Source organism: Serratia sp. CY43202, from assembly GCF_052168755.1.
GTDB classification, from domain to species: Bacteria; Pseudomonadota; Gammaproteobacteria; order Enterobacterales; family Enterobacteriaceae; genus Serratia; species Serratia bockelmannii.
Map to the genome: position 1 here is coordinate 25,593 of NZ_JBJNMB010000004.1, position 12,319 is coordinate 37,911.

The following is a 12,319-nucleotide window of genomic DNA, read 5'->3' on the forward strand; positions in this document are numbered from 1 at the left end:
TTGATTCATTCAAAACGACAGGCTGCCGGTCTGGTTATCGGCACCCTTTTGTTTGCGATGTCTGCGCCGGTTTATTCGATAGGGATTTTAGACGCATATTCGCTGGCATTAGAAAAGGACCCGACCTTCCGGGCGGCTATAAAAGAAAAAGAAGCGGGAGATGAGAACGAAAATATCGGCAGGGCGGGGCTGCTGCCGAAGGTATCGCTGAACTACCAGAATTCGCCGCGCAACTGGCAAACGCAGAAATACCCGCAAAGCGATTTCTTTGGCAACATTACGGAAGCGACGCGGCGTCAGCAGTACCGCAGCTACTCCAGCTCGGTGACGTTGACGCAGCCGCTGTTCGATTATGAAGCCTATGCGCGCTACAAAGGCGGCGTGGCGCAAACGATGATGTCGGATGAACGCTATCGCGGCAAACTGCTCGACCTGGCGGTGAGGGTGATCAGCGCCTATGTCGAAGTGGCCTATTCCAAAGATCAAATCGCCCTGGCCGAGGCGCAAAAAACAGCCTATAAAGAGCAGCTGGCGTTGAACGATCGGTTGATGAGCGCGGGTGAGGGAACGTTGACCGACGTTTCCGAAACGCAGGCGCGCTACAGCCTGGCCGAGGCGCAGGTGATCGAGGCGCGCGACGCGCTGGATGCCGCACAGCGCGAGCTGGAGGTGATCATCGGCGTGCCGTTGAATCAACTGGATGAACTGCAGGTCTTACGGCCGGGCAAGTTCCAGGTGGCGCCGCTGATCCCGTCGAAGTTCGAAGAGTGGCAAAAGATCGCCCTGGAGAATAACCCGGTGCTGGCGGCCTCGCGCCATGGCGTCGATGCGGCAAAATACGAGGTAGAGAGAAACCGCGCCGGCTTTATGCCGAACGTGCAACTCTATGCTTCGCATTCGGAGAACGATTCCAGCAGCGACAACACGGTTAACCAGAAATACCGAACCGACAGTATCGGGGTGCAGGTGAGTTTGCCGATTTACTCAGGCGGCGGCGTGGCGGCCTCAACGCGGCAGGCAGCGGCACGTTACGGCCAGGCGATGGCCGAGATGGACACGCAGGTTGGCTCGACGCTGAACGATCTGCGCAAACAGTTCAATCTGTGCATCAGCAGCCGCGCCAAGCTGGCGGCCTACGAACTGGCGGTGAAGTCGGCGACCACGCAGGTGACGGCGACCCGGCAAAGCGTCTTGGCGGGGCAGCGCGTCAACGTCGATGTGCTCAACGCCGAACAGCAGCTCTATAGCGCCCAGCGGGATCTGGCTTCTGCCAAGTACACCTACATCAAGTCCTGGATTACCCTGCTGAGCGACTCCGGCACGTTGGACGAGAAGGATGTGCTGCGCGTGGCGCAGTATTTTTCCTCAGGCCATTGACCAATATTTCAGCGAACAGTTCTGCCTACCCTAAGTATAAATCTGAAAGAGCAGCTCAATGCTGCTCTTTTTTGTGTTTATACGTTATGTTAACGCTTTAATGATTAGGCGAGATAGATATGTCCTGCCAGTCTTTTTATAAGCGTAATGGCGTTAAGGGATGTAGTACACCATCTCATTTTCATCACTTACCCTGCATGTTTACTGAAAGCAAGGTGTAGTCATGAACAATAATGATGACAAACTGAGGCATGGATCAGTGATTGGTAACTGGAAGCCAAGGGCGGTAGCGTTGTATTATGAAATTTAGCAAATTAACTTATTGATTTTATTTGGGTTCTCTGTGGTGCCAACAAGAGTTGTGGAAAGTAGGACTAACACTGCCTGGTAGGATAATGAGCTTATCATTACATAATATTTATAATTACGGTGTCTCTAGTTGATGGTTTTGTGTATTTCCGCTTATTTATAGTTTTATGTGAAATTATATTTAGCTCGGCAATAAAGGTAGTGTTATAAATTCCGACTGCTTTTCTTTTGGCTAGAAATAATTTCAGATCTATTTAAAATAACAGGATGGTGAAGGGGCTAATTATGTCTAAAATAATTCCGGTAATTATGGCCGGTGGGACAGGCAGTCGACTCTGGCCGTTGTCAAGAGAATCTTTTCCTAAACAATTCCTATCAATTGACGATAGTGGATTAAGTTTGCTGCAACAAACTTTAGTGCGGTTGGAAAATAGCTCTAATCTGGAAGTGGCATCCCCATTAGTGATTTGTAATGAAGAGCACCGCTTTTTGGTCGCTGAGCAGTTGCGAGAAATAGGTCAACTTGGTTCAAATATTATTTTGGAACCTATTGGTCGGAATACTGCACCGGCTGTGGCCTTAGCGGCGAATTTGGCTGCAGAAGAAGCACCTGACAGCGTGTTGTTGGTGTTGGCTGCCGATCATTTGATTACCAAAGTTGATAGATTTCATGAGGCAATCAATGTAGCTGCACAGTTTGCCGCACAAGATCGTTTGGTAACGTTTGGTATCATACCTGAACACCCGGAGACAGGATATGGGTATATCAAACGTGGAAGCAGTCTCTCGAAGGAGTGCTTTGAAGTTGATTCTTTTGTTGAGAAGCCGTGCCTGGAGAAGGCAAAAGAATATGTGGCTTCCGGTGAGTATAGCTGGAATAGCGGCATGTTTATGTTCAAAACTGATAAGTTCCTCAGCGAGCTGGAAAAATTCAGCCCTGACATTTATCAGTCGGCTAAGGAATCAGTTATTGAAAGTCAACGCGATATGAATTTCATTCGTGTAGAGCAGGAAGTTTTTCAACGCTGTCCGAGTGACTCCATTGATTATGCCGTTATGGAAAAAACCCAGGATGCCGTTGTGATCCCAATAGATGCAGGATGGAGTGATGTAGGCTCCTGGTCGTCACTGTGGGGGGTGTCTGCAAAAGACAATTTAGGCAATGTAAGTGTTGGTGAAGTTATCTCTATTGACTCAAATAACAATTACATTTCCTCTGATTCAGCATTGGTAGCAACGATTGGGGTGAATGATATGGTTGTCGTTACAACCAGTGATGCCGTGCTTATTGCTACTAAAGATAAAGTCCAAGAGGTGAAGAAGATCGTTGAGGAGTTGAAAAAGCGCAATCTTCATCATTTTCGCCAGCATTCCACCGCTTATCGTCCCTGGGGCAAAATTTGCGACATCGACAGCGGCACGCACTTCCAGGTGAAGAAAATCATTGTGCGACCAGGGGAGGGGCTGTCGGTACAACGCCATCTCCACCGTGCCGAACATTGGGTCGTCGTGAGTGGGACTGCAAGAGTTAACGTTGATGGTCAAGAGTTCTTTTTGTCGGAGAATCAGTCTACCTTCATTCCTGCGGGCAGTGTCCATACGCTAGAAAACCCGGGAAAAATCGATTTGGAAATGATTGAGGTCAGGTCGGGGCGCTATCTGGAAGAAGATGATATTGAGCGTTTGCAAGATCGCTATGGCAGAGTTTAATAGGGTTCGGTAATGCAAAAATTGACGTGTTTTAAAGCTTATGACATTCGGGGAAAGCTGGGCGAAGAGCTGAATGAGGACATTGCGTACCGTATCGGGCGAGCCTACGGCGAGTTTTTGAAGCCCAAAAATATCGTGTTGGGCAGCGATGTGCGGTTAACCAGTGAAAGTTTGAAGCTGGCGCTGGCGAAAGGCTTACAGGATGCGGGCACTGATGTGATAGACATCGGCTTAACCGGTACCGAAGAAATCTATTTCGCCACAACCTATTTAAAAACTGATGGTGGCGTGGAAGTCACCGCCAGCCATAACCCTATCGATTACAACGGCATGAAGTTGGTGCGTGAAGGCTCTCGCCCGATTAGCGGCGATACCGGGTTACGGGCAATCCAAGAACTGGCGGAGAAAAACCAATTTCAGATGCCAACGGCAACGCGCGGTAACTATGTTCGCCAGGACGTATTAGGGGCTTATGTAGAACATATTCTGTCCTACGTCGACGTGAAAAATTTCAAACCGTTGAAGCTGGTGATCAACTCGGGCAACGGCGCGGCGGGACATGTGATCGATGCTATTGAAGTGCAACTGAAGGCGCGGGGCGTACCGCTAGAGTTTATCAAGGTGCATCACCAGCCGGACGGCACTTTCCCTAACGGTATTCCTAACCCATTGCTGCCTGAGTGTCGTGCGGATACCGCCGATGCGGTGCGTGAGCATGGCGCTGATATGGGCATTGCGTTCGACGGCGATTTCGATCGCTGCTTCCTGTTTGATGAAAAAGGCGATTTCATTGAGGGCTATTATATCGTCGGCCTGCTGGCGGAGGCCTTCTTGCAGAAACAGCCGGGCGCGAAGATCATCCACGATCCACGTCTGAGTTGGAACACCGTCGATGTCGTCACCGGTGCCGGGGGCGTGCCCGTGATGTCGAAAACCGGCCATGCTTTCATTAAGGAACGCATGCGTGCGGAAGATGCCATTTATGGCGGAGAGATGAGCGCTCACCACTATTTCCGTGATTTTGCTTATTGCGACAGTGGGATGATCCCGTGGCTGCTGGTCGCTGAACTGGTCAGTGTGAAGGGACAAACTCTGGGACAGCTGGTACAGGATCGCATTGCCGCCTACCCCTCTTCTGGTGAGATCAATATCAAACTGGCTCAGCCAGCCGTGTCTATCGAAAGCGTTAAGCAACACTATATGTTGCAGGCAGACGAAGTGGACTATACCGATGGCATCAGCATGGCGTTTGCAAACTGGCGTTTCAACCTGCGAGCTTCGAATACTGAGCCGGTTGTTCGACTGAACGTAGAGTCTCGTGCTAACGTTACGTTGATGCGAGAAAAGGCTGACGAAATCCTAAGTCTATTGCTGTCAGATAAAGAAAAGTAGAAATCAGAGTTCTGAAGTCTTGCATATTAGAGGTTTTTTATGGTGAATGGTGAATGAGGATGGTAAGTAAGAAAACGATTGACATTATTGTTCCCGTGTACAATCAGATAAATGTGATTGAAAATTTCTTATTTTCGGCTTCAAAGATAGATAAGGAAAAAGTTAATATAATATTAGTCAATGATGGTTCTACGGATGGTACGGAATCTAAAGTATTGGAATTTATTTCCTCCGAAGATAAAACTAACTTTTTTTTAATAAATAAATCTAATGGTGGCGTTTCGTCGGCGAGAAATGCTGGGCTACTGGCGTCTACATCGAAATATATTTGGTTTTGTGATCCTGATGATGTTATCTTAGATAATTTAAGCAATGTGTTTTCTGTTATAGAAAACAACCCGGATGCTGATGCCTTTATTTTTTCATACGAAACTTACTATACTCAAAATGGAATCCTAAAGCAAAACATCAGAAGCAATGAGGTCTTAAGTGGCATTAGCTTTTTAGTGAAACATAATAGTTTAAGTAATGACTATTGGCATCCGGCATCAGATGGCACTTTATGGGACAAAATATATAAAAGGGAACCTATTTTAGATGTGTTGTTTAACGAAGGAATGATTTGCTCCGAGGATTTTAACTTTAACCTCAATGTATTTAAAAGAATAAGAAAGGTGATTGTATCGAATGAGTTGCTGTATAAATACTATGTGTACGCTAACGGTACGCTGTCATCAACATTTAACAAAAAAATATTTGATAACAGATTGCAGGCAGAGCGGGATACAATCAGTTTTTTGATGACGCATAAGGGTAGTGTAAGGTCGGAAATCAAAAAGCATATTTTAAAAAATGTTCGCTTGCTATCTCAATATTCAGATGGTGATTTATTTTCCTTCTATAAGAAAGAGCATGAATTTTTCGAGGAGAGAATATATCCCGTAAGTTCTTTCCGTGAATTTATTTTCATAATTTTATCAAAACTCAATGCATATGTGATTTGTGTCAAGCTTTACAGGATGATAAAAAAATACCTTAGATAATTACGAGGTTAAGTGTGCTTGATTTTTTTATGTGACATTCTGGGCATTATACGGAGGCTGTCTAAATACGCTGAACAATATTCAAGGAAGCGTATTTTGATGGTTGTTTTTTATTCTGGCCATTATGCGATTTATAAGGTCGTAAGATTTTAAGATGAATGGCATGATATGTGAAGATTAAAGCGAATGTCGAAAAATAAAATCATTGTGAAAAATAGTCTTTTTCTTGCAATTCGTACAGTATTAGCCGTAATTATTTCGTTCTATACCACCAGGGTGGTCCTTCAACAGTTGGGTGCATCGGACTATGGCCTATATAGCGTAGTTTATGGTATTGTTGGTTTTACTGTTTTTTTATCGTCTGCAATGAATGAATCAGTTCAGCGGTTCATTTCTATCAGTATTGGTAAAAATGATGTTCAAGAGTTAAAAAACATAGTTATTAATAGTTTTCTTTCATATTTAATTCTTGGTGCTGTCTTTCTTGCTGCTCTTATGATGGCAAGAGACTATGTGGTGAGTAATTTCCTAAATATTCCACCTGGTTCAGTAGAGGTAGCAAAGGAATTATATTTTCTCGCAGTGTTGGCTATATTTTTATCAATAATGCAAACGCCGTTAAATGCGCTGGTTATAGCTCATGAGAAAATGTCATTTTATGCATACATGTCAATTTTTGATGTAATCTCTAAATTGATAATATCTTTTTTGATTTCAATAGTATCACAAAATAAATTATCAATTTATGCAACCTTACTGTTAATGTCGTCATTGTTGGTTTTTGTTATATATTTATCCTATTGCATTAGTAAGTTTAAATATTCCCTCGTGGGAGGGAGAGTCTCTCTTGCAATAATGAAGTCAATTTCTATTTTTTCATTCTGGAACGTTTTTGGTAATTTTGCATTCATCTGTAGAACGCAAGGTATCAATATCACCATGAATTTATTTTTCTCCACGACAGTAAATGCTGCATATGCACTTTCTAGCTCTGTATTGAATGCTCTGTCATCGTTGACACAATCACTTGTAATGTCCATTAGGCCGCAAATTTTTAAAACATATGCAGATGGAAGTATAGAAAGACATAGCGGTCTAATAATGATTGGTTCAAAATATACGTTTACGTTATTGTTTGTATTAAGCATGCCAATACTCCTCTGCACAGATAAAGTGCTTGCTTTGTGGCTTTCAAGTACGCCTGAATTTACAGCAACATTTATTAGGTTTGTTCTGGTTGTGGCTCTTATTGATAGTTTCTCATCTAGTATAATTGCGGGCATACAAGCTTCAGGAAATATAAAGGTATACCAAATGGTCGTGGGCTTTTTTGTTTTTATCAGTCTCCCGCTGACATATTTGATATATTCTTTAGGATATCCTGCTTACAGCGCATTTCTGCCATTAATTTTGACATCTTTAATTAATTTAAATCTTAGGGTTTATTTCCTATGTAAGAACTCAAACTTTGCCGCTTCTGTATATTATCGTAGTGTCATTATCCCTTGTATCTGTGCGGCACTATTATCCTTGGCAATAAATTTACTTTTGAAAAGCTATGTTGTTTATGGTGGAGTGATAAAGACGATTCTAATGCTTGGTGTGCACTCTCTTCTCTCTTTCTTTGTTTTCTTTATAGTCGTAGTATCTTCAAAAGAAAGAACCTATTTGTTTGATTATGTGTTAAGGAAGTTAAAATGACTATAGAAAAAATAATCAAAAATAACTTGTGTACTGGTTGCGGGATATGTATATCGGAAGATAAAAGTGGGTCTTCCTATATGGAGTGGAATGATGATGGTTTTTTAACGCCGAAAGTTACTGCTCAATCTCACGTGGGTGATATGGAACGGGTTTGTCCATTTAATTTAGAAAATAAATATGATGAGGACTTTTTAGCAAAAGAGTTTATAAAAGGGTATAGACATAGTGATAGTTCGTTGGGGGTGTATAATTCGCTATATGTTGGCTACTCATCAAGATATAGAGAAACATCATCATCTGGAGGTATCGCAACTTATGTTTTTGAAAAACTGCTCTGCTCTAATTCTGTGGACTTTCTTTTCGTTGTTAAAGAAATTAATGGGCGCTATGGCTATCAACTTTTCAGTTCCATTGAAGATATAAAAACCATATCAAAAACCAGATATTATCCAGTGACTTTAGAGTCGCTTTTTACAGAAATAGAAAAGATTGATGGTCGTGTTGCTGTTTCTGGCGTTGCGTGTTTTATTAAAGCAATTAGATTAAAACAAAAACTCCATCCTGAGTTAAGAGAGAAAATTCCATTTTTAGTTGGGATAATTTGCGGTGGTTTAAAAAGCAAGTATTACACTGATTTTCTTGCACAGTCCGCTGGATGTGAATCTGAATACTCACACCCTGAATACAGGGTAAAGAACAGAGAGAGCTATGCATCAGATTATAAGTTCTCGTGTGAAGGGAAATATAGTAATCGTATACATGTTGTGGAGATGCAGCGTTTAGGCGATATGTGGGGAACTGGATTATTCAAATCTAATGCATGTGATTTTTGCGACGATGTTACCACTGAACTTGCCGATATATCGTTGGGAGATGCTTGGATAAAGCCTTATAGTCTGGATGGGTTAGGTAATAGTATAGTTATCGCTAGAAGTGAATTGGCTGCTCAGATCATAGCTAAAGGTATCGATAACGGTGATTTGAAATTGGATGCCCTCGATATTGATCGAGTTAAAGCATCACAGCAAGGAAGTTTTAATCATCGGCATAAAGGATTGTTATATCGAGTTAACCATGCCAGAAAAAATAATCTCTCTTTTCCTAAAAGAAGACAGCGTTTTTTGGTTAAACAGAGCATATTCTTTGATTTGGTACAAAAAGAACGACTTATTACCAGGGCGAAAAGCATTCAGTTCTGGAAAGAAACAAAAGAAATTGTTTCTTTTAATGAAAGGCTTCAGCCCTATCTGGTGCGACTTAACCAGAAAACATCGATAAATCATAAATATATTCGTATTAAAGATAGGTTTAAAAATTTTTTTGGGGGTAATAAATGAAGGTAGCTATTTTAACTGTTCCGCTAAATCATAATTACGGCGGAAATGTTCAGAATTTTGCGTTGCAAATGATATTAAAAAAAATGGGGCATACTCCGGTTACTGTCAACTATAAAAAAGGTCATCGACGTGGTCTACTGAGAAAAACGGTATCCAAGATCAAAAGAATTCTTTTAGCTGACCGCACCCTATCTACTTATCCCATTACAGAGGATGAGATTAAAGTAATTGAGTTTAATCATGCTGAATTTATACGAAAAAATATTAATATATCTTCTGACTATTACAGTGAAGAGGAAGTAAAGCATTTTTTCGATAAAGAAAATTTTGATGCTGTAATTGTGGGTAGTGACCAAGTTTGGCGCCCTAAATACACACCAAAGATTGGCCCGTTCTTTTTTAGTTTTCTGAAAGAAGATGATGACATAATTAAAATAGCATATGCTGCTTCTTTTGGCTCTGATGTGTGGGAATATTCAAACGAAGAGTTGAAGTTATGTAAGACCCTAGTTAAGCGTTTTGATGCAATATCCGTACGTGAGTCTTTGGGGGTCGAAATGTGCCGTGAGCATTTTGATGTCTTCGCAGAGCATGTCCTTGATCCAACACTCCTACTGATGAGAAACGATTATATCGATGTTTTTAAAAATAGCGGCCTTCCTGATAATTCTGGAAAAATATTTAATTATATTCTAGACTCGAATGATGATAAAGTTAACTTTATGAAAGGCATATCCGAGTCCTTGGGAAAAGAGTTGTTTACGACATATCCAAAGAAAACAAAAAAAGATTCTTTTGATATTCATGATATGGATAACTACCAATATCCGCCGGTTGAAGCATGGCTTAAGTCATTTCATGATGCCGATTTTGTTGTAACGGATTCATTTCATGGGACAGTTTTTTCAATTATTTTCAATAAACCTTTTGTTGCTATTTCTAACAAGGCTAGGGGGTCAGCAAGATTTTTATCTTTGTTAAAGATTTTTGGTCTTGAAAATCGATTGGTAAGTGATTTGGCTGAAGTCAATGTTAGCCTCCTTAATGCTTCCATTGACTACCGTCATGTAAATGAGATTTTAGCGTCTTTCCGCGCCAATTCCATTGAATTCATTAAAAACTCTCTTTCTCAAAAGGGTAGGGTTAATTAAAATTAATGCTGAGCTATAATAGCTGTGGAATGATTTAGCTAATAGTTGATGATTTTATTTAATAATAATCATCCGCAATTACATGAGGATATGATATGGCAATTCTAGTCACCGGCGGTGCTGGTTACATCGGGTCTCACACCGTTTTATCTTTGCTAGAGCGCGGCGAAGACGTAGTGGTGTTAGACAATTTGTCTAACTCATCTGCGGAGTCATTGCAGCGGGTGGAGAAACTGACGGGAAAAGCCGCCGTGTTTTACCAAGGCGATGTTCAGGATGCTGAATGCCTGCATCGCATCTTTGAAGCGCACTCGATTACGAGCGTGATCCACTTCGCCGGTCTTAAGGCGGTGGGGGAATCTACGAGTAGACCGCTGGAATACTATCAGAATAACGTTACAGGCACGCTGGTGTTGTTGGATACGATGCGTCGTGCTGGCGTACATTCTTTCATCTTTAGTTCGTCCGCCACCGTTTATGGTGCCAATTCGCCGGTACCTTATGTAGAGACGACGCCCATCGGTGGGACAACCAGCCCATATGGCACATCTAAGCTGATGGTAGAGCAGATCTTGCAAGATTTCGCTAAAGCGGAGCCACAGTTCTCGATTATCGCTTTACGCTATTTTAACCCGGTTGGTGCCCATGAATCAGGTTTGATTGGTGAAGACCCCAACGGTATTCCCAATAACCTATTGCCGTACATATCTCAGGTGGCGATCGGCAAGCTGGAGAGGCTGGGCATTTTCGGCGGCGACTACCCAACGAAAGACGGCACGGGCGAGCGTGATTACATCCACGTCATGGATCTGGCTGAGGGGCATCTGAAAGCGATGGATCATCTGGCGAAGATCAACGGCTTCAAGGCTTATAACCTGGGGGCCGGTGTAGGACATTCGGTGCTGGCGATGGTTCAAGCATTTGAAAAAGCGTCCGGCGTAACGATCCCTTACCAGATATTGTCTCGCCGCGACGGCGACCTGCCTGCTTTCTGGGCGAACGCCGATCTGGCCTATCAGGAATTGGGATGGAAGGTTCGTCGCAGTATCGATGATATGATGCGTGATACTTGGAACTGGCAAAGCAAAAATCCACATGGCTATCGCTAATCTTTATTGATAAGTCTTGATAGTGATAAATAGATATGATCGACTAATTAAATATAGAACGAAAAACGATGGGGGCAGGTGGAATTTCTAGCCCCCATACACATAGTTTTTATAAGGGCTTGGAATAGCTCTCATACTCTACCTGGAGTTTTTATTATTATACACATGAAGTGTTCTCGTCGACTCATCATCCCTCAACCTGAGTTCCAATAAAATAATATGAGACATGCCTTTTTTATTGAGGGTTTTTATCCTGGAATGTTTATCGGTACTTTGCAGCATGGGGTTAACTCTATAGGTTCGTGCATACGGTGGGTTTATAATGAGATATAATAATGCGATAGTGGTCGTTGTCTACAATAAAAAAATTGAGGATTCAGCCACTCTCAATACACTTGTTGAGCATGACTTTTTTAACAGTAAACTAGTTATCCATAATAATGGGCCAGAGAGTATTACTCTGAAAGGGAAATTGGCAGAAAAAATAGAGGCAAAGTTTAAATGTGTTGAATTGATAAATAGTCTAAACAACTTGCCACTCAGTATGCTATATAACGATTTTATTAAAAATAATGAAAAGGCCGGGCAATTTATCATATTGGACGATGATTCGACGATCACTGAAGCGTTTGCTAGAGCAGTGAATTGTAACGAGGATGATATGGAGCTTCCTCGTATTATTTCTAGGGTTGATGGTGTGACGTATTACCCTATTGAAGCGAAAAAAGTTGTCACAACCGAGCGTTATCTGGACCATAAAACGTCCTATTCTATCGGTTCTGGTATGGTCATCAATAATTCTTTGGTTAAAAAATTTAAAAAACATAACGTAGATTTATTTGATGAGAACTATGCTCTATATGGGGTTGATGTAAGCGTTTTTCGCAGAATTTATCAACTTATAGATAAAGGGGAGGATTTTAAAATAAAGAGTTCTTCTTACATCTACCATTCTCTTTCTCGTGCGGAAGGAAAAGAAAGTCCTTTTCGTATAAGAGAGCGACTTATCGATACAGCTATAACAACAAGAAGATATCCTACGGTGCGTTTGCATATTCATTTGATGAAAAAATTCATAATTAATGTCATAAAACTTAATGGTAATAATGCGGCTTCAATAGTCAAAGCTTATCTCACTGGGATGCATCCTCGTTGTAAAACTATGGGCTCGCGTCAACAATAATCTA

The 12,319-nt window shown here is 41.9% G+C and carries 9 protein-coding genes; all 9 read left to right on the top strand.

Annotated elements, in window-relative coordinates:
• The 9 genes from ACJ8J5_RS09320 (at nucleotide 1) to ACJ8J5_RS09360 (ending at nucleotide 12,315) form a co-directional block, all read left to right on the top strand.
• Nucleotides 1–1,377: a TolC family outer membrane protein gene (locus ACJ8J5_RS09320; RefSeq protein ID WP_173890502.1), complete on the top strand. Its 1,377-nt coding sequence runs from the start codon at nucleotides 1–3 to the stop codon at nucleotides 1,375–1,377.
• A 594-nt stretch (nucleotides 1,378–1,971) separates the two neighbouring features.
• On the top strand, nucleotides 1,972–3,396 hold the full coding sequence (locus ACJ8J5_RS09325) for a mannose-1-phosphate guanylyltransferase/mannose-6-phosphate isomerase (RefSeq protein WP_126179411.1): 1,425 nt from the start codon (nucleotides 1,972–1,974) through the stop codon (nucleotides 3,394–3,396).
• A gap of 12 nt (nucleotides 3,397–3,408) precedes the next feature.
• Complete coding sequence (cpsG, locus tag ACJ8J5_RS09330; protein ID WP_126179410.1) at nucleotides 3,409–4,788, top strand: phosphomannomutase CpsG; 1,380 nt, start codon at nucleotides 3,409–3,411, stop codon at nucleotides 4,786–4,788.
• A 59-nt stretch (nucleotides 4,789–4,847) separates the two neighbouring features.
• Entirely contained in the window at nucleotides 4,848–5,831 is a 984-nt protein-coding gene (locus tag ACJ8J5_RS09335) for a glycosyltransferase (protein ID WP_197781457.1), read from the top strand.
• A 186-nt stretch (nucleotides 5,832–6,017) separates the two neighbouring features.
• Nucleotides 6,018–7,532 carry an oligosaccharide flippase family protein gene (locus ACJ8J5_RS09340; protein WP_173889625.1) on the top strand — a complete coding sequence of 505 codons (1,515 nt, stop codon included), beginning with the start codon at nucleotides 6,018–6,020 and terminating at the stop codon, nucleotides 7,530–7,532.
• Complete coding sequence (locus ACJ8J5_RS09345) at nucleotides 7,529–8,872, top strand: Coenzyme F420 hydrogenase/dehydrogenase, beta subunit C-terminal domain (protein WP_126179407.1); 1,344 nt, start codon at nucleotides 7,529–7,531, stop codon at nucleotides 8,870–8,872. The genes ACJ8J5_RS09340 and ACJ8J5_RS09345 overlap by 4 nt, the downstream gene beginning before the upstream one ends.
• Nucleotides 8,869–10,023: a polysaccharide pyruvyl transferase family protein gene (locus ACJ8J5_RS09350; protein ID WP_173889623.1), complete on the top strand. Its 1,155-nt coding sequence runs from the start codon at nucleotides 8,869–8,871 to the stop codon at nucleotides 10,021–10,023. The genes ACJ8J5_RS09345 and ACJ8J5_RS09350 overlap by 4 nt, the downstream gene beginning before the upstream one ends.
• 95 nt (nucleotides 10,024–10,118) lie before the next feature.
• Entirely contained in the window at nucleotides 10,119–11,132 is a 1,014-nt protein-coding gene (gene galE / locus ACJ8J5_RS09355) for a UDP-glucose 4-epimerase GalE (RefSeq protein WP_173889621.1), read from the top strand.
• Between the two features lie 322 nt (nucleotides 11,133–11,454).
• Nucleotides 11,455–12,315 (top strand): glycosyl transferase, encoded by an 861-nt coding sequence (locus ACJ8J5_RS09360; RefSeq protein WP_173889619.1) that lies wholly within the window; start codon nucleotides 11,455–11,457, stop codon nucleotides 12,313–12,315.
• Nucleotides 12,316–12,319 lie beyond the last annotated feature (4 nt).

What these genes read in the sequence shown, in the direction of transcription:
- ACJ8J5_RS09325 (WP_126179411.1), top strand. Translation starts at nt 1,972, where the DNA reads ATGTCTAAAATAATTCCGGTAATTATGGCCGGTGGGACAGGCAGTCGA.
- cpsG (WP_126179410.1), top strand. Translation starts at nt 3,409, where the DNA reads ATGCAAAAATTGACGTGTTTTAAAGCTTATGACATTCGGGGAAAGCTG.
- ACJ8J5_RS09335 (WP_197781457.1), top strand. Translation starts at nt 4,848, where the DNA reads ATGGTAAGTAAGAAAACGATTGACATTATTGTTCCCGTGTACAATCAG.
- ACJ8J5_RS09340 (WP_173889625.1), top strand. Translation starts at nt 6,018, where the DNA reads ATGTCGAAAAATAAAATCATTGTGAAAAATAGTCTTTTTCTTGCAATT.
- ACJ8J5_RS09345 (WP_126179407.1), top strand. Translation starts at nt 7,529, where the DNA reads ATGACTATAGAAAAAATAATCAAAAATAACTTGTGTACTGGTTGCGGG.
- ACJ8J5_RS09350 (WP_173889623.1), top strand. Translation starts at nt 8,869, where the DNA reads ATGAAGGTAGCTATTTTAACTGTTCCGCTAAATCATAATTACGGCGGA.
- galE (WP_173889621.1), top strand. Translation starts at nt 10,119, where the DNA reads ATGGCAATTCTAGTCACCGGCGGTGCTGGTTACATCGGGTCTCACACC.
- ACJ8J5_RS09360 (WP_173889619.1), top strand. Translation starts at nt 11,455, where the DNA reads ATGAGATATAATAATGCGATAGTGGTCGTTGTCTACAATAAAAAAATT.